Genomic DNA, 20,897 nt, shown 5'->3' with positions numbered 1-20,897 from the left:
GGCAATGCCAGCGGGACGACAAGGAACGATGGGTGACAACCGCCAGGGCGTCAGGCGTGGGCATGTTTCTTAAGCATCTCAGTACGGACAACATCACCCAACGCATTGTCCGGATCCGCGGGCAAGCCGGCACGAACACGATCGATAATCGTCTCGAAGCGCGCGGCACATACTTCCTGAGTATGCCATTTGAGCGCGAAGGCGCGCGATAGCTCGCTCATCCTGCGACGCCGCTCTGGATCATTGACTAGCGCCTTGAGCTCGCCGTAGATCGTTGCTTCGTCAGCGTGCTGGACTGGCGCCTCCGTCAGATAAGGCAGCTTCTCTCCTCGCCCGTGCTTGAGACTGGTGATCACCGGCCGACCCAACATGAGACTCTCCCGCGCGTTGGCACCGAGCCGTCCGTAGTTGAGCTGGTCGACGACAATGTCCGCTTGTACCTGATAGTAACGCACGTCCCGGCTTGGCAGGTCGGTGGCGAAGAACAAGCGGATCGGACATCCCTCGGCCTTCAGCCGATCGATGGCCGCCAACACCGCTCCGGTGCCCTTGATGTCGCGCCCCTGGTCTCGGCGGCTCTCATAGTTGCCGACCGCGTGATACACCAGCAGCTCATCCGGGGCCCGCGCGATCCAGAACGCGTCTGGGACTTCCAGATCAGGCCGCCAGCGGTCCTTCGATAAGGCCGTGACTGCAGGCCCGAACACATGGCGCGGTGTCTTGCGCTCGGGCGTGACCCAGTCTCCCTCCAATCCGACCCAGTCGCAAACCAGATCCAGCCTTGCCAGCCACGCCGCATTGCGGTCCTCGGAGCAAATGTCGGGCCGAAGTTGCCAAACGCAGTGCGAACATACACCGTCCGTCACCTCGAAAAACGATGATGGCAGAGCGCCCTCAATGCATCCGCTCGGCATATTGCCAATGATCAGATTGTGCCGCCGCAACTCCATGAAATCCCATGGAATCTTCGTATTCTTTTGACCTGCCTCCATGTTATCGGAGAATAGGGCCGCTGCGCCCATTCCATAGAAGTGCATTGCCTCGAAGCGTTCTGGCACAGACTTGAAGAACTGAGCGACCTGGCGCTGCATTTGCGCGGGGTCTGCGTGAAACAGGCTGAGATCTTCTCCGTGAAAGAACTGTTGTTGCGGACTGGCCGGGTTCTCGAGCGATACCGTCATCGCATCCCATCCGCGCTCCTTCAGTCCCTCCGCAAGATTGTTGAAGTGGTAATAGCTGTGGTGCAAGAACAGCGCCGAGCGCCGCCTCGGTTGCGCTGGAACGCGAAAGTCCGGCAGGTACTCGGGCAGCGCAAAGGGAGCTGGCACACTGCCCGCCGCAGTCTTCCGCCCGGCGGCAAGAAAATCAATCAAGTCGGGCGTTTGCTTTAGAAGACGCGCCGTCATTTCAAATGCGTGCTCGGAGTCAGACGCAACTAGCTGTAAGTCGTCCGCAACTCCAGCATGCGCGTTCAGTGCGTCCCTGAATAGGGTCGGCTCCGTCGCGATATGCTTCAAGACTGCCGGCCGGGCCGTCCATGGCCCGAGCGTGCCGTCGGCAGCGAGCACTGCCAACTCGAACTCCGTCACCTGGCCCGCGACAATCGCGGCTACGATGGAGTCGCCAGACCAGCCGCCAAGCCCCAGCACCTGCACCTGCACCTGCTCTTGGCTTGCCGTGATTGCGCGCAGCGTCTTGCCCCGTCGCACGATCAGGATGCGATCGGGCCACGCCTCATTGTTGGGCGCCGTCAACAGCGGCCAAACAATGTGGCCGGGAGGCACCCGCACATCCGCACGTCGTTGCGCCTCCAGTTCAGCTATCCGCGTTTGCGCAGACGTCAGTTCATCACGCAACACGTCGAGCTCCGCCTTCAAATCGGACAGGTCCGCCCGCACGGAGTCCTTCCATTGCCTGGCGCGGCGCATGAGGGTGAAGGGATTGGTTGTCATCAACGGCTTCAAACTGGCGACCTTTCGTGGTCCGGCCGACCCAGTCGCCCCAAATCCGAGCGACCGCGTACGCGTTACGGCCTTAGCTGGTGAGGCGACCACTCTCGATCAAGTAGCAGATCCGGCCGGCCGCGGCTTCTTGCGTGAGACGAGCAGCTCGGCTCCGACATCGGAAGAGCGATCGCCGGCTTCAACGTGCGGCATGCAGACCCTCGTGATGACGCAGCTCTGCACACATGTGGCCGACATTCTGTCTTTGTTAAGATCTCGTTTTGGCTTTCTTACGGACCAAGGAGGCTGCGACGAATCACCCTCTGCCCTGCCGGGATATCATGCGCAGTCCTCAATATGCGCGCGCAGCGCGTACTCCACGTTGATCAGCGACCAAATCAGCAGTCTGCGATTTTCGCGACCGTGGAGATGATCATCGACCAACTCCCTGATCGGCTTGGGATCGAGATAGCGATAGATTTTCGCCTGATCGTCGAAAAGGACGTTGCGGACAAAGTCGATGCTTTGGCCCTTGAACCAGCTCGCGTCAGGGCCGGAGAAGCCTTGCTTCTCGCGTTCAACGACTTCCTGGGGGATGTGCTGCTGCATCACGTTTCGCAGCAGCATCTTGCCATCACGAGCCTTCTGAAAGTAGCGGGCCGTTTTCCTGCCCGGCTCGTTTTCGTCCAATGCCACGACTTCATCGAGCTTGCCGAGCTTCATCCGGACCGGCAGCTTCATGGCAAAGTCGACAAGATCGTTGTCGAGGAACGGAACGCGTGTCTCTAGCGAATGCGCCATTGAGAGTTTGTCTTCCATGGTCAACAAGCCATGGAGAAAGGTCTTGGCCTCCAGATAGAGCGAATGATTGACGTAATCCTCCGGGCGGGTCAGACGCTCGGCGTGCTGATTGAACATGTCCCTGAAGATATCACGGGTCGAGACGCCCTGCACGTCGCCCCAGATCGGTGCGAAGACGCGCTTCAGCACAGTGTTCGGTACAAGCCGCTGCCAGTACTCGTAGTACTTGTCGATATATTCCTCGAAGCTCTGGTTCACGACCGCGCGGTAGTAGCGCCAGGGGTAGCCACCGAAGATCTCGTCGCCGCCCGTTCCCGCAAGGACAACCTTGTTAAACTTGCTGGCGAGCTGCGCGACGTAGTAGTTCGGATAGCTCTGTCCGACGCGCGGCTCTTCAAGATGCCAGGCCAGCTTGGGAAGAACGCGCTCCATGTCGCCCGATTTGAGCACCATTTCGTAGTGCTCGGTGCGAAACAGATATGACATTCTTTCCGAGGCCGCACGCTCGTCGTATTGGAGCTCGATGCCGGATACCGAGCTCAGGTCGAAACCGCAGGTGAACGTCCGCATGTAGCTGAGCGATTGCGCCGCGATCGCGGTAATCGTTCCCGAGTCCATTCCGCCCGACAGATACGCCCCGACGTCGACATCAGAGACGAGCTGCCGCTTCACCGCCTGTTGAAGCAGATGATCGACCTCTTCTTGATAGTCCGCTTCGGACCGCGCCGTTTCCGGCTCCTGGAAATTGTAGTCCCAGTAGCGTGTCAGCTTCGGCTGCGTTCCAGCGCCCGCCTCGCTCGATACGCTGATATAGCAACCCGCGGGTAGGATACGGACGCCCTTGAGCAAGGTGCGGTCCGTGAAGAAATTCTGGAATGTGAAGTACTCCAGCAACCCCTCGGATTCGAGCTGCGCGTTGAAGTTCGGAACGGCGCGAAACGCCTTCGATTCCGACGCGAACAGCAACTGGTTGGCACCCAACCAGTAGTACAGCGGCTTGATGCCGTAGCGATCCCTCGCAAGCGTAAGTCTGCGCTCCATGCGGTCCCACAGCGCGAAGGCAAACATGCCGTTGAAACGCTGCAGAGCACCCAGTCCCCACGCTGCGATCGCCTGCAACAGGACCTCGGTATCGCTGCTGGATCTGAAGACATGTCCCTGGGCTTCGAGCTCGGCGCGAAGGTCCCGATAATTGTAGATTTCGCCATTGTAGGAAATCACAAACCGGCCATCCGCCGTTTGCATCGGCTGCGCGCCGGTCGGACTCAGATCGATAATCGCCAGCCGGCGATGCCCGAGACCTATCGAACCGTCGATCCATTGGCCTTCGCCGTCAGGACCACGGTGGGCGATCGCCTGCGTCATCGCACGCAGAACATGCGAGGACACCGGCCGCCCATCGAGGTTAAGAATGCCCGCGACGCCGCACATATCTAGATCCGTCCGATCCTGGACTGCAGAGCCTTACTCAATGCCGGCCTTGGCGCGCCGCCGCTCGAGGCCGGCCCGATGCTTCGATCGCCATTCGATCAGCATCTGCAGTCCCTCACGCAAATCGACTTCCGCGGTGAAGCCGATTTCCTCGGCCGCGCGCTTCGTGGAGCCGACCCGATTGCGCACGAAGCTCGCGTTGCTGCGCGGCGCGTACTTGATCGGCTGGTTCGACCCGGTCAGCTGGAGCAGCATTTCCGCGAGCTCCTTGAGCGACGTTCGCTCGCCGGTCCCGACATTGTAGTAGCGGGCAACCGTATCGGCCGACATCGCGCAGAGATTTGCCCGCGCGCAATCCAGCACTGAAACGAAGTCGAAGGCTTCCGAACCGTCGCCCAGAATGGTCGGCCCTTCGCCGCGGTCGATCGCGTCGAGCATCTTCATGATGACCGCGATATAGGCGCCCTGATAGTCCTGACGCGGCCCGTAGACGTTCATGTAGCGCAAGCCGACCGCAGGCAGGCCATAACGGTGACAGAATGCCGTCGCCATCGCTTCGCCGGCGATCTTGGTCGCGCCGTAGAAATTCTTGTTGTTGAACGGATGATCCTCGGTCATCGGCTCCTCGACCGCATCACCGTAAACCGAAGCCGAAGAGGAATAGACGAGACGCTTGATCCGGTTCGCGACGCAGGCTTCGAGCACATTGAACGTCCCTCGAATATTGGTGTCGAAGGCCGCCCGGGGGAATTCATGGCATTGCAGCAGCCACAGCGCCGCAAAATGGAACACGCCATCCTTGCCCTTCATCGCGGCATCAAGGATATCGGATTGGCAGACATCGCCACCTGCCTCGAATATTTTGACACGCGGATCGCTGAGCACCCGCTCGACATTCTCGAGCGAGCCGCGCGCGAAATTATCGAAGATCACGATCTCGCCGACGTCGTGCTTCGCGAGCTGTTCGACCGCATGCGAGCCGATCAATCCCGCTCCGCCGATGACGAGGAACTTCTTGCCGTTGATTTCCAAGGTCGACCTCTTGGACTGGAGTTTTACGCCTCACCACGAGCGGACAAAGTCGGGCCCGCGGCAAAGTGACGATGACTGCTTGAGATGCAGGACAACCGCCAGGAGGGCAACGGGTACGAATCCCGTTGGTAACGATCTCAGCTTGCTGCGCGCGATGGGGCCTGGTCTCGCAGCAGTTCCGCGATCTCGAAAGCCGCTCGTCCCTGGCCGTAGTCGGTGATGTCGTTGCGCGCCAGATGCGCCGGTCCCTTCCAGAGCCGGTTCCAGCCGTTTGTAACCGTCTCGGTCCACTCGGTTTCATCGCGCAGCGTCACGCATGGCACGCGATGAAAGTAGGCTTCCTTCTGCAGGCCGCCGGAATCCGTGTACACTTCCGTGGCGTGGTGCAGCAGCTTGGCCATGTCGAGATAGCCGACCGGGTCGATGATACGCAGCCCTTCCAGGCTCACGCCCAGCCGCGAGGCGGCGCCCCGGGTGCGCGGATGCAGTGGCAGGACCACGGTGCGCCCGCGCGACTGCTCCAGCAGGAATTGAACGACATCGCGGAGCCGCGCCGGATCGTCGGTGTTTTCCGCACGGTGCACGGTGGCAAGCGCGTATTGCCCGGGTTGCAGCCCCAGTTCATTCAGGATCGTGGAGCTGACCTCGGCCTTCTCCAGAGCGAACAGCGTGGCGTCGTACATCACATCGCCGACGTGATGCACGCCCTTGACCACGCCCTCAGCCGCAAGGTTTGCGATTGCGGTTGCGGTGGGACAGAGGTGAAGGGTCGAGAGATGATCCGTCACAATCCGGTTCAGCTCTTCGGGCATGCGCCGGTTGAAGGAACGGAGCCCGGCTTCGACATGGGCGACCGGAATGTGGATCTTTGCCGCCGCCAGCGAACCGGCCAGGGTCGAGTTGGTGTCGCCGTAGACCACGACCCAGTCCGGCTTTTCGGCAAGCAGGATCGGCTCGATTTCCATCAGCATCCGCCCGGTCATGTCGCCGTGACCGCCGCCATTGATATCCAAATGATGTTTCGGCTTCGGGATGGCCAATTCCTCGAAGAACAGATCGGACATGTTCGCATCGAAATGCTGACCGGTGTGAATCATCACCTCCGTCAGTCCATCCGTTTCGCGAATGGCCCGGCTGACCGCTGCGGCCTTGATGAACTGCGGCCGCGCACCGACCACAGTGAGGATCTTGATCGACATCAGGAATACTTCGCGACGTCAGGCGCATGCGCAACGTGATTGCGCATGCAGCCAAGGATGCGGTCACGGTTTTCCCGGGTCCACGCGATGGTCCGCTTGAGGCCATCCTCATGCGCGACGCTCGCGACGAAGCCGAGCTTTTCGCGCGCCTTCCCCGGATCACCGAAGCGCTGACCCGACCGGTCCCAATCACGCGCCGGCGTGAGCGCGATCGGGGTCTGGTTGCCGGCGATCGAATTCACCCGCTTCGCCAGATCAAGGATGCTGGTCTCGACACCCGACGCCAGATTGTAGATTTCGCCGGGCTCACCGCCGAGGGCGCACGCCATCAGTCCCCGCGCCATGTCTTCCACAAAGATGAAGTCACGCGACGCGATCCCGCCATTCTCGACCGGAAGGGCTTCGCCATGCAGCGCCTTCCAGATGAAGGTCGGGGTGACATTGCGCCAAACCGTGTGAACGGTGCCGCGCCAGCGGCCGGCCCCCAGTATTTCGCCCGGCCCGTAGACGTTCTGGAACCGCGCCTTCACGAAGGGCAGCTTGTACCGGGTGAAGTAGTAGTTGCCGTACATCTCCCCGATCAGCTTGGAGATCGAATAGGGACTGTCGTGAAACAGCGAGACCGGAGCGTCCTCCGTCGTCGCCGAGGCGCCGTCAAAGGTCTTCTCGGCCACTGCACAGCCAGCCGCGGCGTACACCACCTTTTGCAGCGAGCGGATGTCCTTGAGCCTTTCGAACAGCTTCAGGCTCGTCAGCGTGTTGTTGTCATGATCGGACAACGGATCGGCGATCGACGACTGGTTGCCGTGGAAGCACGCAAGGTGGAAGGCAAAGTCGAGATCCTCCGGCAGCGCGGCCAGCACGGCGTCTTCGGTGATCGGACGCGGCACGAACTGGATCCGGGGATCAGGCGGCACGTTCGAGGCATCGGCCGACAGCAGATTGTCGACGACAATGACCTTGGCCGGCGCCTGCTCTAGCAGCAGCCGCACGAGATTAGAGCCGACGAACCCGGCTCCGCCGACGACGAGAATGGTCGATCCGTTAAATGACTTCATGATCAGCTCTTTGGTGCCGCCAGGTGACTATAGACATCGCTCACGCCATAGGCGTCGTACCACGCAAGCAGGCGCCGGATGGTCTCATCGAATGGCACCTTGGCTTGCCATCCGAGAACTGCACGGGTCCTGCTCGGATCGGGAACGACGGACGGCACGTCGTCATCACCGACCGGCACCACCTTCACATCAGGATCGGCCGGCAGTCCAAGGTGGGAACGCACGAGGTCGTAGATTTCCTTGATCGAGTGACCGATCCCGCTCGATACGTTGAAAACGCCGGTCGGCGCCTGCTCGGCCATCGCGAGATCCACCGCGGCCAGGAAGTCGGACATGTCGAGGAAATCGCGCTGCGCGTCGCTGCAGAAGCAGCCCTGCCCGGCCTTCAGGCGCTTGTAGAAGGTCGGGATCGGACCAATCGCCAGACGAGGCCCCGTCACGTTGGCAAGCCGCAGCGACACGTAAGGCAGACCGCTCATCGCCAGGTACTGCTCGCCGGCAACCTTTGAGATGCCATAGCTGGTGAACGGCCGGAGCGGATGCTCGACCGGGATCGGTGTGCTTTCCGGCCGGCCGTAACACAGCACGGTCTGGAAGTTCAGGATCCGGCCCGCGCCGGCGGCCCGCGCCGCGTCGATCACGTTCGCGGTGCCATCGACGTTGGTTGCGATATCTTCGCGCCAGTTCGCCGGGTCCTTGTAGGAAGCCGCCGAATGCACGACATGCGTCGGTCGAAACTTCTCGAATGCCGAGGCAACGAGATTCCGATCGGCGATCGAACCTTCGATCAAGGTCAGGCCGGGAAGCGCCGGCACAACCTCGCGCTTGCCGGTCGCGAAATTGTCGATGACCAGAATCTCGTGGCCTTGCGGCAACCAGTGCTCGATCAGGTTCGAGCCGAGGCAGCCTGCGCCGCCGGTGATGATGATGCGCATCTCGTGGTTCCGATCAGGTGCGGATTTCCGCACGCGCTTCCTTCAGGTGCGTATAGCCGCCGACGACGCCTTCCTTCTCCCAGCGTTCAACAGACAGACGGGCAATCTCGTCGAGCGAGGTGAACTCGACGTCGCCGAAATCCTTGAACGTACGTGACGGGTCGAGGAGGATCGAAGGTGCATCGTCCGGACCGAGCGGCTTCACTTCCGGCTCCGGGTAATCATTGATCTTCATGGCGCGCACCACGGAATCGTAGAGCTCCTTGATGGCGACATCCTTACCCGAGGAGAAGTGATAGGTGCCGCGACCGACACCATCGGCGGCCTTGACGACGACGCGGGCAAGATCACCCGCGTAGCAGAAGTCGCGGCGCGCCGGGGTGACGAAGCACTTCTGTCCCTTGGCCAGCCGCCCGTAGAAGATCGGCAGCGGCCCCGACACGTTTCGCGGCCCGATCACGTTGGCAAGGCGGAACGTCACCCATTCGACCCCGGAGAACTGCACGTAGTGCTCGCCGGCCGTCTTCGAGATCGCGTAGCTGGAATTGACCGGGTTGATGGGATGGTCGAGCGGGATCGGCGACTGCAGCGGCTTCGTGCCGTAGCAGAGCGCCGTCTGGAAGTAGATCAGACGGGATACGCCGAAGGTCTTGCAGGCCTTCGCGATGTTGGCGGTGCCGACCGCGTTCACCAATGCATCGCTGCTCCAGTCCTCCGGATCCTTGTAGGACGCCGCGGTATGGATCACGACCTCAGGCCGGAAGTCGGAGAACAACTGATCGACCACCGCAGCATTCGCGATCGTGTCCTCGACCAGGGTCAGATTTGCGTGCTTGGTGAGGTTGTCGGCTCTGCCGGTCGCATAATTGTCGATCGCAACCACTGTGTCGCCGCGCGACAGCAGCATATCGACAACCGTTGATCCGACCTGCCCGGCTCCGCCGGTTACAAATATCTTCATAGCCACCATCCAGATTGAGAAGTTTAAGCACTGACCATCGCGCGGAACTCGGCCGCCCGGTCATGAAACCGTTGGTGCCAGAGTTCCAGACTGAGAAGACCCCACGTCTTTCGGGAGAAGCGGGATTGCTCGCCAAAGCTGGAGAGCACGACATCGCTGTTGAAGAACGGGCGATGCTTCGAACGCTGTTCACCAAAGATATCAAGGACAAAGTCCTTGAGCTCGCCGTCGAACCATTCCTTCAGCGGCACCGGGAAACCCATCTTGTCGCGCCGCTGCAGCAGTGCCTTCGGCAGGGTGTCGCGATAAGCCGTCTTCATGAGCTGCTTCATCTGCCCGCCCATGAACTTCACGTCGGCCGGCACGGTAGCGAGAAACTCCACAAGGGGATGATCCAGCAACGGCACGCGGCTCTCCAGGCCGTGCGCCATGCTCATGCGGTCCTCGACGTGAAGCAGCGCCGGCAACAGGCACTTGAAGTCGAAGTGGGTCATCTTGTCGAAATAGGCTTCCTTCCGCACATTGTCCTGGTTGTTGAAGATCGCGCGGAAGGACTCGAACACCCCCTCCTTGTTCAGCGCGCTCCAATCGACCTCACCGACCATGTCGGTCGAACGATCGACCAGGCGGAAGTACCTGCGATCAAGATCCGCGAACAGGCCATCGCGCCAGAACTCCTTGATCATCGGCTTGTATTCACGCAGCAGACCGAGATTGGGCACGATCGACTCGATCGTGACCACGTAGTGACCACTCTGGTAGGTGCCGTCGATCGCCGCCTTGATGCATTGCTCGAAATAGGCGACCAGATACCGCGCATAGCCGCCGAGCAGCTCGTCGCCGCCCTGCCCGCCGAGCACGACCTTGACGTTCTTCGCCGCCAGCGCGGACACCATGTATTGCGGAAACGACCCCGGTCCGGCGACCGGGAAGTCCAGATGGTAGATCACGTCGCCGATGCTGTTGCGGAAGTCGGCGGCGGTGATGTCGACCATGTGGAGCGACATATCAGCCAGATCGGTCACCGTCTTGGCGTAGCCGCTCTCGTCATAGCCCGGAAATTCGAGAAAGCGGCCGTGGAATGCGTCGCGGCTGCGGTGATCCAGCTTGGAGGCCATCAGTGCAACGAGGCTGGAGTCGAGACCGCCCGACACGTAACCGCCGACCGGAACGTCGGAGCGCAAATGCACCTGCATCGAGTCGGACAGCAGTTCGGTGAAGCGCCGCTCGAAATAGGCGGGACTGCGATCGAAATCGACATCGTACTGCACGTCCCAGTACCGGGACGTCATGACGTCGCCGCCCGCGAGCCGAAGCAGATGGCCGGGCAGCAGGGCCGATATCCCCTTGAACAGGGTCTTCTTGCCGATCGTGTACTGAAACGTGAGATACTCGCTCAGCGCATCGGCGTCGGTTTCGATGTCGCTCAGGAACGGCAGCAGCGCCTTGGCTTCGGATGCGAAGTAGAAGACCCCCTGTTGCACCGTGTAGTAGAACGGCTTGATCCCGAAGCGATCGCGCGCGGCAAACAGCTTCTTGTTTCTCTCGTCCCAGATCGCAAAGGAGAACATCCCGCGCAGATGATCGACGCAGCGCTCGCCCCATTTGGCGTAGGCGGCGAGGATCACCTCCGTGTCCGAATGGGACTGGAACGTCCAGCCGTCCGAGAGCTGTTCGCGAAGTTCGACGAAGTTGTAGATTTCCCCGTTGTAGGAAATCACGGTGCCGTTCGCCCCCTTCATGGGCTGGGCGCCGGCAGGCGTCAAATCAATGATCGCAAGCCGACGGTGGACCAGCCCGACGCTTCCGGCGTCATCGCTCCATTGCCCTGAACCATCGGGCCCGCGATGCGCAATCAAGCTGCTCATCGCGTTGAGCGACGCGACGCGCCTTGCGACGGGATGACCGGACAGAGATGCAAATCCTGCAATGCCACACATGAATTCAGAGAACCTCGATACTCAAGATCGCTGCAAAGACACTAAAGCTATCCGCGAATTCTGCGCGCGAGTGACAGCATCTGGCGGACAAGCGTAACGACAACTGCGTGAAGGAAATTGGGTAGCAACCTGATTTCCTTCACATCCTCGATGTGATGCTGATGCGCGCGAAGAACGGCGCGGGTAAACGATTCCCGTAAGGCAAGCTCGTCTGTTACCGTACCGGTTGAGCTACCGCAATCAGGGAGTCGTCGGCCCTTCCTGACCGCCGCATCACGAACTTCCGCTAGCAGACCTGCCACGAAATTCCTATAGCGGAACCTCGGATCCTCGACCAAGGCACGGTAACAGGCCTCGATCCGCGCCATATTGGCGTCCTCGTCCTGCATCTGCTCATAGACGTCTTCGACATTCGAGCAATCCGGCGCGAGCGCGATGTAGTGCTCACCCGCCTTCAGGGCACCGGCGTAATTGCCGGGCGTCAAGATCTGGCAGGAGCGTGCGATCGCCGCCTCGAACAGGCGCGGACCCGCTGCGGTATAGACATTCCGCATATCCTGACCGGGAAAGCAGGCCTGCTCCAATTCCTCAAAGCTGGCCGCCGGGTTGCGCTGCAGCCGCCGCTCGACGCATTCCCTGATCTCCCCCCTGGCGTCCAGCAGCGAACTTCCGCTCTCGCAGCCCAGGGTGAACTTGCTGTTGCCCAGAAACTGCAGCCAGGCGTCGCCAACGAGGGCGTCGCGCGCCTGCGTCGAGATATCCAGCTTCAGCTGGCGATCGGCCATGCTGGAGCGGAAGCGATCGCCCAATTCGGTTTTCAGCTGGCCAATTCTTCCAAAATAAGCAGGCAGCGCCCTGGCCCTGTAGCCGACGTCGATCTCCCGGTCCTTGAACGGGACGGCAAAGCGCTGCATCAGCCCGATGTCGGCGTCGTCAACGTATCCCGTCAGCGCCTCGAGCACCCGGGCATGCTTCCCCGCGCGAGGATAGAACTCCGCATGATGGTCGTAGCAGACGGAATAGATGAGATCGACCTTCCAGTCCGAAAGCCAGTTGTCGAGTATTTCGGCGTGGTCGTACTCGTCCTGGGGCAGCGCCACCTTGACGGCATCCGACTTCGCGATGAAGTCGTAGGCATCGAGGAGCCGATCCAGCCACAGCGATTTCGGCCTCGCCCATCTCCAGCACAGAAACGTGGTGTCGAGAATGATCGCGTCGAAGGCCTGTTCGCGAAGACGGGCGGTGACGGGCTGGCGTGCGCTATGCAGCGTGTATTCGTGCTCAGGAGCATATTTGACGAGTGCGAACGCGTGATTGATCGACGTACGCCGCGCCGAGTCAAGATCGTCAAGTTCGTGCAGGATAAGGATGCGCACGATCGAAGATTAACCCTGCATCCGGCAGCGTGGGACGGCAGCTGTCACGCGTCAATCCCGATCAGGCGACGAATTCTCGTGTGCCTCAAAACGATCCGTTTCGCCCAACGACGGAGTGGACCCGGCGTCAAACGCGCCACATGGATGACGCCATTCGCTGCAACGACCTTCGCGATGACGACCAGACGGTGGCGTACCGTCTGCCTCGCCTTCCGCATCACTTTCTGCATCAGCTCCCGTCGCCGCGTGCGGCGCTTTTCGCGCGCGACCAATGCGACAAGCTCGCCTTCGGCATAGCACCGTTTCGTTGCCGCCATTTCAGGGTGATATCGACGGTCGATAGCGCGATCGACCTGCCGGACCATTGCCTCGAAGCTGTTGTCGGGATTGAGCGCAACCTCACGATAGGCCCGGTCGACAATCTCTTGCGCCCGCACCGGATCGCGCAGCACCTCCATGACCTCGGCCATGTTGGAATGATCCTTTTTCAGCGGCACATAGTGCCGCCAGGGCTCAAGCCTTCCGGAATAGGTGCCCTCGTACAGGATCATCAATGTTTGCAGCGCGGCCGCCTCGAAGCATCTCGGCGAGATGACGGCGAGAATGACTCGATTGTCCTCATCCTTGAAATACAGATCACGCAGCGTTTCAAAGCTCGCCGACGGATCGCGGGCCAGATGTTGATCCACGTTGCGCTGAATCTCGCCGGTGAAGTCGCAAACGCTGGCACCACTTTCGGTGCCGAGGACGGCCTTGCAGTTGGCAAGGAACTTGATCCAGTTCTCGCCGTAGATGCGGTCTTCCTCGCGTGTGGACATGTCGCAGGTCAGTCCGTACTGAGCGGCATCCGCCTCAAACCGACCGGAAATCAGCCACTTCTCCTGGGCAAAGCTTCCCAACCAGTCGGGAACCTTTCTCGCACGGTAACCGACATCGATGGATCGATCCTCGAGACGCGGCACCGTCCGGTCGAGCAATTCGCCCGGAACGTAGCCGGTGAGCACGGTTTCCCGGACGACATTCGGCAGCCGATCCTGCGGATAGTAGTCGTCCATGATCTCCTGCGGGACGACGCTGAACAGGATATGGACGCCGAGCTGCCGGAACGCGGCCATCGTGTCGTTGATCCAGCGATACTCGTCCTGGATGAAGGCGGCCTTCAGCCCCTTGAACCTGCAAATGGCGGCCCGCAGATTCGGGCCGATATAGGTGTCCATGCAGGCGACGAGAGAATAGTGGATGATGACACCGTCAAATCGGTCGAGCTCGAGCAGATTGGAGACGTCGCCCCGTGAGTTGAAGATCTGGATCGAGTGCCTGGAGAACTCCTTGAGACCCATGACGTGGTCAATGATCGTGGAGGCGCTGCCTGGCATGAAATCACAAAGCAGCAGAAACTCAAGACGCCGAAGATTGGGCGCGTCGACCGCGGTGAGCGGAGGAACCGGATGGGTGACTGGAATCATCTGGGTTAACTGAAGTTGGTTTGGAAAAAACGCCAGCCTAGGAGCTTGTCTGGATAGTCGCTGTTCAAATCTGGTCGGGTCTGATTCAACATTGGGCGATGAGCAAGTATTTTCGGCCTTGGAACATCGATCAGACGCTGCTTCTGCCGCCGAATGTGCAGGACTTCGTGCCGAAAGGCCATGTCTCGCGGTTTATGGTTGATCTGGTGCGGGAGAGCCTCGATCTCAGGGAGATCATGGGCAGCTATGTGAGCGGGCTTGGGCAGCCGCCGTTTGATCCGCGGATGATGGTGGCGCTGCTGCTGCATAGCTATGCGAGTGGGCTGTATTCGTCGCGTCGGATTGCCAAGGCCTGCCGGGAGCGGAACGATTTTGTGATGATCGTGGCGCTGGATGCGCCGGATTTTCGGACGATCAGCGACTTTCGCAAGCGACATTTGAAGGCGCTCGGCGCGCTATTCGTGCAGGTTCTGAAGTTGTGCGAGACGGCCGGGCTGGTCAAGCTCGGTCATGTCGCGCTGGATGGTACGAAGATCAAGGCGAACGCGTCGAAACACAAGGCGATGAGTTATGAGCGCATGAAGAAGCGCGAGGCGGAATTGAAGGCCGAGGTCGCTCGCATGCTGGCGGCCGCCGAGGCGGCGGATGCCTCGGAGGATGAGACTTTCGGCAACAGCGACGAACTGCCGGACTGGACCGTCGACAAGCAGAAACGGCTGGCGAAGATCCAGCAAGCGATGGCGGCGCTGGAAGCGGACGCCAAACTGGCGGCGGAGGAAGAGCGCCGCATCGAGGCCGAAAAGGAACAGCAGCGCCAGGCCGAAGGCCGCAAGAAGCCGGGCAAACCGGCGGCGCTGCCATCGGAGGAACCCAATCCCAAGGCGCAACGCAACTTCACCGATCCGGAAAGCCGCATCATGAAGTCGAAGGATGGCTTCGTTCAGGCCTATAATGCCCAGGCGGCCGTCGATGCACATGCCCAGATCATTGTCGCGCAAGAACTGACCCAGCACGGCAGCGATCAGGGCCAGTTGGTGCCCCTGATCGAGGCCATCGAGAGCAATCTTGGCCGCAAGCCGCGGCAGGCCTCAGCGGATTCCGGCTACTGCAGCGAAGCCAATCTCGAAGCGCTCGACACACGCAGCATCGATGGCTATGTCGCGCCCGGACGCGCCAAGCACCCGACAGTAGCGAACGGAAAAGTCGGCGGCCCGCTGACACAGGCCATGCGAAAGAAGATCGACGATGGCGGCTTCGAAACACCCTACCGATTGCGAAAGCAAGTGGTGGAGCCGGTGTTCGGGCAGATCAAACAGGCAAGAGGCTTCCGCCAGTTCCTGTTGCGGGGCATCGAGAAAGTGCGCGCCGAGTGGACAATGATCTGCACCGTCCATAACCTCCTCAAGCTGTTCAACCTCGCAAACGCAGCCTGAGCCTGCTACTCTACAACAAATGCCCGTCACGAAAACATATCTGGACGGGCTCCTAGTGCTTCTCTTTGAGAAGGCATCGACCATCAATTTCAACGTAAGCTTCGCCGGACCGCGGACACTTCAGATCGTCGCCGAGCCGCTCGCCGGCCCTGCTCATCCAGCCGATCCTTCTTGCGGGATTGCCCGCCATCAATGCAAACGCAGGGACATCCTTCGTGATCACCGAACCGGCCCCGATGAAGCAGTATTCGCCCAGCGAATGCCCGCAGACGATGGTCGCATTGGCACCGATGCTCACCCCGCGTCCGATCGGCGTCTTGCGAAACTCATCCTTTCTGGAAACGTCGGCGCGCGGATTGTTGACGTTCGTGAAGACGCAGCTCGGACCGCAAAACACGTCGTCCGCAAGCTCGACGCCATCGTAGATCGAGACGTTGTTCTGGATCTTGCAGCCGTTTCCGATCCTCACGTTTGGACCGATCATCACGTTCTGGCCGATCGAGCAATTCTCGCCGATCACCGTGCGCGACAGAATATGGCAGAAGTGCCAGACCTTGGTGCCGCGTCCAAGCACGGCACCGTCGTCGACGTAGCTCGATTGATGGATCAACACGCCGGGGAAGCGCGGATCCTCGCGCATCTCGCTCATTTGTGCATCGCCTTCTGGGCAAAGGCGTGAACGCCATTGCTTCGAACGAGCGGCGCCGTGCGGAACGTGGAAACGATATCGATCGAGGGGCGGACTTCGTCCAGACGGAAGCCGCGGCCGGCGACGATCTCCTCATAGCTCCTGGTATGGAGATCGGTGAAACCTTCGGAGAACTCGACCTCTTCGCCATCGACGGTGATGGAGCGAAAGGTCGTCTTCTTGCCCTTCACGCTCTCCGGCAGGTCGTTGCGGTCCAGCGACAGGAACCAGCTCACGTCAGCGCGCTCGCACTCCAGCGAGCCTGCAGCCCTCTCCGGCTCGCGCAGGTGCGCCTCGTTGCGGCTGGCGGGACCGAACACGAAGCTCAGCACGTCGAAGAAATGCACCCCGATATTGGTGGCGACACCGCCGGACCTTTCCTCCGCGCCTTTCCAGGAGGTGTGATACCAGCGCCCCCGCGATGTGATGTAGGTGAGCTCCACCTTGTGGCGCTTCTGCGAATTGGCGAAGCGGTCGCGAAGCGCGATAATCGCCGGATGCAGGCGCAATTGCAGAATAGTGGAGATGCGCCGGCCGGTATCGCGCTCAATGGCCGCCAGTCCGTCGATGTCGCCGGGATTGAGCACCAGCGGCTTTTCGCAGATGGCATCCACCCCGGAGCGAAGCGCAAATCGGCAGTGCGCGTCGTGAAGGTAGTTCGGCGAGCAGATCGTCATGTAGTCGAGCTTTTTGCCGTCGCGCTGCAACGCACCGACGTGGCGATCAAACAGCTCAAATTCCGTAAAGAACTCGGCATCCGGAAAATGGCTGTCCATGATTCCCACGGAGTCGTTGGGATCGTAGGCCACCGCGAGCTTCCCGCCGGTATCGGCCATCGCCCGCATGTGCCGTGGCGCGATGTAGCCGGCGGCACCGATCAGCGCGTAGATCGTCATGAAATTCCTCTCTTCGAACTTTCTGCTCTGTTTAGGCAAGCTGTTTGCTTCAGGCAAGCTACCGCACTCGGGGTGAATCGAGCGTCACACCCAAGCCAAAATATATCCATCACGCCCGCCAGGCGGCGGAACGCACTCAAGCCGCGGCGATCAGATCCGCCCCGACAAGAACGCGAACCTTGCGGCCCAGCAGGTTCAAAAGCACAGCCACGCGATGGTGATCGCTGGCATCTTCGACGAGCGCAAGACTATCGACGAATGCACCCTGGACAATTCGCACGGTGTCACCGGGCGAGAAAGTCGGCCGGCGTACGAGCTGGATGAAACCGGCTTCGTCCTCGCGCGATTTCAGCGTGTCGATGACACCACTTTCCACCGCGGCCGGCCGATCTCCCACGCATACGAGATGCGAAACACCAAGCGTCGATTGAATGGCACGCCAGCGCTGGGCCGCAACATCGATTGCGACGAATAGGTAGCGCGGGAATAGCGGCCGCGGCACCAGTTCCACCTTCCGCGCATGACTGCGGCGTCTCTGATAGCGGGGAAGGTAGGTGGAGAATCCCTGCCGCACGAGGCCCGCCGCCGCCTTGGCTTCGGCATTGACCTGTGTCTGCACGACGTACCAGCGCGAATCGGGCTGCATCGCCATCACGCCCCCGGCGGCTGCTTTGGACGCAAGCCCAGCAGGTCCGGGGCGAGCACTTTCTCCACCCCGAACTTGCTGACCGCCTGGTCGAATACATGTCGCGCGCCAGTCAAATGGGTCACGACGACCGCATCAAACGGCTCATCCACCAACGCATAGGAGGAAACCACCTTGACTCCGATGAACCGGGACGCGGTTGCATCGGGATCAACGATCGCAAGGACCGAGATCGGCCCGTCGACCGCGCACAGGATCGCGATTTCGCAAAGGTCCGATTGTCCGGCAAGCACAACGCGCCTGAAGCCCCGCGCCTGCGCGCGTTCAAACAGCTTGCCATATTCATCCTTCGCCTTGCGGAAGAGCGAAAAGGAGTCGGACAGGAATTGCACGGTGAGCCGCGATTTCTCGGAGAAGCCCTGCGGCGTGAGGTAGTAGGCATATCGTCGCGCGGGCGCCGACCCGACCTTGACGAAGCCCTTCTTGATCGCCCGCTTCAGGTAAGCGTTGACCAGACCGAGTGCGACGCCCAGTTCGGCTGCGATCCGCCGCTGCGATTGCGCGCCATCCGCCTCAAGAGAGGTGAGCAGCCCGAGCACGAGCCGGTCGCTGTCATTCTCATCCGTCGGTAGAGTGCCTGCCATCACGCCTATCCCCACTGGAGAGGCTGATAGCGCGTTCACACGATGAACGTCAAGCAAATTCGTTCACGCCATGAACATCGCAACTATCTGATTATAAAAGAATTTATCTCGCGAGCCTGTGTCGCAATGGCCACACTTCAGGCCGGATCACGGGGCTCGGCCAGATACTGCGCCGCGAGAGTCGAATAGCTGTATCGCTGCGCGGCGGCGACACGATCGCCGCGCAGACGCGCCGGACCGTCGAGAGCGGCACGCAGCGATGCCGCAAGCGCATCAGCATCATCAGGTGCGCATCGCGCGGTCACCAGATCCTCGAGCCCGGCCAGCGCCCGCTCCTCGCAGGCTATGACGCTGCGCGGCGCGAACAAGCAGTAGTCGAACAGCTTGTTGGGACTGATGCCATGGTAATAGAGCGCGTTCTTGTGGAAGGCGACGACCGCGCAATCGGAAGCATGCAGCATGCCGTGCACGACCGACCGATCGACTTCATCGTGAAACTCCACATTACCAAGCGCGACCGCCCGCTGTTCGAGCGCGGCTCGCGAGGTCCCTGAACCGATCATCACGAAACGAATCTCGGAGTTCGATTTGCCGAGGATGGCAGCCGCATCGAGAATAGCCTCCACGGCGTTCGGAGGACCCATGCCGCCGGCGTAAAGCACCACCCGCCTGCCCTGCTGCTTCAGCAGATTGATGCGATCGGTCAGGGGGTGGCGAAGATTGTCGATCGTCAGTGCGCTCTGGATCTCGCCGTCGGAGACCCCGTTCGGAATCCACAGGAACCTGCCGGCCGGCAAGCCACGTGCCCGCATATGGGGTTCCGCTCCGGCCAGCAGGCAGATCACGCGATCTGCCGCGCGATACGCCGAGCGCTCCTTCCAGCCGAGCACCTTCATCAGCGGATGCCATGCCGGGGTCATTCCGAGCGCGATGATGCTCTCAGGCCAGAGGTCGCGGACCTCCAGCCAGAACCTCGCATCGAAACGCCGCGCGACCTGATGCGCCGCTGAGATGAAGAACAGATGCGGACTCGACGCAATCATCAGATCCGGTTTGCCGAACCGTGCGGCAATTGCAGACGCCGCCGAGCCGAAGGCCGGCCCGAAGCTCAGATTGTTGCGGAGCCGCCCCAGGCTGCCGCTGCCATAGCGCGGTGTATCGAGAAACCAGAAGTCGATGTCGTTGATCCGCTGCGGCCCCGGAACGCGCGGCTGCCTGTGCAGATGATGGAAGGCGGCGCTGACCACCACCACCCGGTGCCCCATCTTGCCCCAGGCGTCCGCCAGCCAGAACGGACGATAGTGACGCCCCAGGCCGGGTCCGCCAGCAAAGGGATGCACCAGCCAGATGTTCATGCCGCCGCCCCGGGCGAAGCAAATCGCCGGTAGAGGTCGTTGAGCTCCGCCGCGTCGTGCTGCCAATTGAAATTCCCGGCAACCGCCGCCCGTCCCGCCAGCCCCAGTCCGATCGCCATTTGAGGGTCGTCCGCCAGCCTGGACAGGCTGTCGAGCAGCGCCGCGCGATCCCTGAGCGACACGACGATGCCGCAGCCGGCGGCCTCGACGATCTCCTTGGATTTCGGCAGATCACTCGAAATGACGGGTAGCCCAGCGGCCATGTATTCAAAGAGCTTGGTTGGAAGTGAGAGCAAATAATTCGGTTCGGGCAATAGCAGGTTGAGTCCGATGAGACTTTCGTTCAGCAGCGTCGCGATCTCACCACGTCCCAGCCTGCCCCTGTATGACACGTCGGCGGATGATTTCTCAAGCCAGGCCTGTTCTTCGCGGCCGATGGTTCCCGCGAGCACGAGCGGCAGACGCACCGCGGCGCATGCTTCCACCATTTCGACCAACCCGCGATCGAAACTGGTGCGGCCGACGTAAACCGCCTGACGCTGCCGTTTTGTGGTCGGCGTCGGCTCGATGAATTCGTCGAGCCGCACGGTGTTCCTGACCAGCGTGACATTAGCGCCATAGCTCTGAAAGCGATCCGCTATCGCCGGCGTCGCAGCCACGATCGCATCAAAGCGCCGCGCCGCGCTCCGCTCCACCAGTTCCATCGCGCGCGCCACCAGAGGCCGCATCCAGGGCCAAATCCACCGCTTGGAATGGATGTCCGACGGCACGTCCTCGTGAACGTCATAGACCACCTTGCAGCGCCGGCTCTTGAGCAGGAGCGCGAACGGTATCAGTTCCGGATCGTGGAATTGCACGACATCGGCCCCGGATGCGCGGGCAAGTGCAATTGCCGCCCTCCCCGCGACCCACGGACGCTTCCAGCGCGCGACCGAGGCCTGCTCGATCAGTTTGAACGCGATGCGTCCTGTGTCGCCTGGGCGCGGCGGCCGCGCCACGACGGTCACCTCGTGACCTGCCTCGGACAGGCTTCGCGCTTCCTTCTCAACAATTCGAATGTCGTTGGCCGAATGGACGCTCGACAGCATACAGA

17 protein-coding genes are annotated in these 20,897 nt (G+C 61.1%); 1 reads left to right on the top strand and 16 read right to left on the bottom strand.

Going from position 1 to position 20,897, the window contains the following annotated elements; all coding sequences use genetic code 11:
* Positions 1-50: 50 nt before the first annotated feature.
* The 10 genes from HAP54_RS27575 to HAP54_RS27530 all read right to left on the bottom strand — a co-directional run bounded on the left by HAP54_RS27575 (position 51) and on the right by HAP54_RS27530 (position 14,052).
* Positions 51-1,952, bottom strand: coding sequence for a glycosyltransferase (locus HAP54_RS27575; protein ID WP_166305696.1), 1,902 nt, complete (start codon positions 1,950-1,952; stop codon positions 51-53).
* Positions 1,953-2,282: 330 nt separating this feature from the next.
* On the bottom strand, positions 2,283-4,175 hold the full coding sequence (gene asnB / locus HAP54_RS27570; protein WP_166305693.1) for an asparagine synthase (glutamine-hydrolyzing): 1,893 nt from the start codon (positions 4,173-4,175) through the stop codon (positions 2,283-2,285).
* A 33-nt stretch (positions 4,176-4,208) separates the two neighbouring features.
* Positions 4,209-5,207 carry an NAD-dependent epimerase/dehydratase family protein gene (locus HAP54_RS27565; protein ID WP_166305690.1) on the bottom strand — a complete coding sequence of 333 codons (999 nt, stop codon included), beginning with the start codon at positions 5,205-5,207 and terminating at the stop codon, positions 4,209-4,211.
* A 137-nt stretch (positions 5,208-5,344) separates the two neighbouring features.
* A complete protein-coding gene (gene wecB / locus HAP54_RS27560; protein WP_166305687.1) occupies positions 5,345-6,406 on the bottom strand; it encodes a non-hydrolyzing UDP-N-acetylglucosamine 2-epimerase in 1,062 nt (353 codons plus the stop codon).
* A complete protein-coding gene (locus HAP54_RS27555; RefSeq protein WP_166305684.1) occupies positions 6,406-7,464 on the bottom strand; it encodes an NAD-dependent epimerase/dehydratase family protein in 1,059 nt (352 codons plus the stop codon). The genes wecB and HAP54_RS27555 overlap by 1 nt, the downstream gene beginning before the upstream one ends.
* A 2-nt stretch (positions 7,465-7,466) precedes the next feature.
* Positions 7,467-8,399, bottom strand: coding sequence for an NAD-dependent epimerase/dehydratase family protein (locus HAP54_RS27550; protein ID WP_166305681.1), 933 nt, complete (start codon positions 8,397-8,399; stop codon positions 7,467-7,469).
* Positions 8,400-8,412: 13 nt separating this feature from the next.
* Positions 8,413-9,360 carry an NAD-dependent epimerase/dehydratase family protein gene (locus HAP54_RS27545; protein ID WP_166305678.1) on the bottom strand — a complete coding sequence of 316 codons (948 nt, stop codon included), beginning with the start codon at positions 9,358-9,360 and terminating at the stop codon, positions 8,413-8,415.
* 23 nt (positions 9,361-9,383) lie between these two features.
* Positions 9,384-11,300 carry an asparagine synthase (glutamine-hydrolyzing) gene (gene asnB, locus HAP54_RS27540; protein ID WP_166305675.1) on the bottom strand — a complete coding sequence of 639 codons (1,917 nt, stop codon included), beginning with the start codon at positions 11,298-11,300 and terminating at the stop codon, positions 9,384-9,386.
* 47 nt (positions 11,301-11,347) lie between these two features.
* Positions 11,348-12,676: a hypothetical protein gene (locus HAP54_RS27535; RefSeq protein ID WP_166305672.1), complete on the bottom strand. Its 1,329-nt coding sequence runs from the start codon at positions 12,674-12,676 to the stop codon at positions 11,348-11,350.
* A gap of 44 nt (positions 12,677-12,720) precedes the next feature.
* Entirely contained in the window at positions 12,721-14,052 is a 1,332-nt protein-coding gene (locus HAP54_RS27530; protein ID WP_166305669.1) for a hypothetical protein, read from the bottom strand.
* A gap of 188 nt (positions 14,053-14,240) precedes the next feature.
* On the opposite strand from HAP54_RS27530, the gene HAP54_RS27525 reads away from it, so the two are divergent.
* Positions 14,241-15,575, top strand: a complete 1,335-nt coding sequence (locus tag HAP54_RS27525) for an IS1182 family transposase (protein ID WP_166202952.1) — start codon at positions 14,241-14,243, stop codon at positions 15,573-15,575.
* A 52-nt stretch (positions 15,576-15,627) separates the two neighbouring features.
* Here the strand turns inward: HAP54_RS27525 and HAP54_RS27520 are convergent, their stop codons facing one another.
* The 6 genes from HAP54_RS27520 to HAP54_RS27495 all read right to left on the bottom strand — a co-directional run bounded on the left by HAP54_RS27520 (position 15,628) and on the right by HAP54_RS27495 (position 20,892).
* Positions 15,628-16,224 (bottom strand): acyltransferase, encoded by a 597-nt coding sequence (locus HAP54_RS27520; protein ID WP_166305666.1) that lies wholly within the window; start codon positions 16,222-16,224, stop codon positions 15,628-15,630.
* Positions 16,221-17,159 carry a Gfo/Idh/MocA family oxidoreductase gene (locus HAP54_RS27515; protein WP_166305663.1) on the bottom strand — a complete coding sequence of 313 codons (939 nt, stop codon included), beginning with the start codon at positions 17,157-17,159 and terminating at the stop codon, positions 16,221-16,223. Before HAP54_RS27515 ends, HAP54_RS27520 begins: the two co-directional genes overlap by 4 nt.
* A 136-nt stretch (positions 17,160-17,295) precedes the next feature.
* Complete coding sequence (gene nusG / locus HAP54_RS27510; RefSeq protein ID WP_166305660.1) at positions 17,296-17,811, bottom strand: transcription termination/antitermination protein NusG; 516 nt, start codon at positions 17,809-17,811, stop codon at positions 17,296-17,298.
* Positions 17,811-18,404 carry a winged helix-turn-helix transcriptional regulator gene (locus tag HAP54_RS27505; RefSeq protein WP_248114442.1) on the bottom strand — a complete coding sequence of 198 codons (594 nt, stop codon included), beginning with the start codon at positions 18,402-18,404 and terminating at the stop codon, positions 17,811-17,813. The genes nusG and HAP54_RS27505 overlap by 1 nt, the downstream gene beginning before the upstream one ends.
* Positions 18,405-18,586: 182 nt before the next feature.
* Entirely contained in the window at positions 18,587-19,804 is a 1,218-nt protein-coding gene (locus tag HAP54_RS27500; RefSeq protein ID WP_166305657.1) for a glycosyltransferase family 4 protein, read from the bottom strand.
* Positions 19,801-20,892: a glycosyltransferase family 4 protein gene (locus HAP54_RS27495; RefSeq protein ID WP_166305654.1), complete on the bottom strand. Its 1,092-nt coding sequence runs from the start codon at positions 20,890-20,892 to the stop codon at positions 19,801-19,803. The genes HAP54_RS27500 and HAP54_RS27495 overlap by 4 nt, the downstream gene beginning before the upstream one ends.
* Between the last annotated feature and the right edge of the window lie 5 nt (positions 20,893-20,897).

Source organism: Bradyrhizobium sp. 2S1, assembly GCF_011516625.5.
Lineage (GTDB): Bacteria > Pseudomonadota > Alphaproteobacteria > Rhizobiales > Xanthobacteraceae > Bradyrhizobium > Bradyrhizobium septentrionale.
This window is presented reverse-complemented; position numbering and strand designations above follow the sequence as displayed.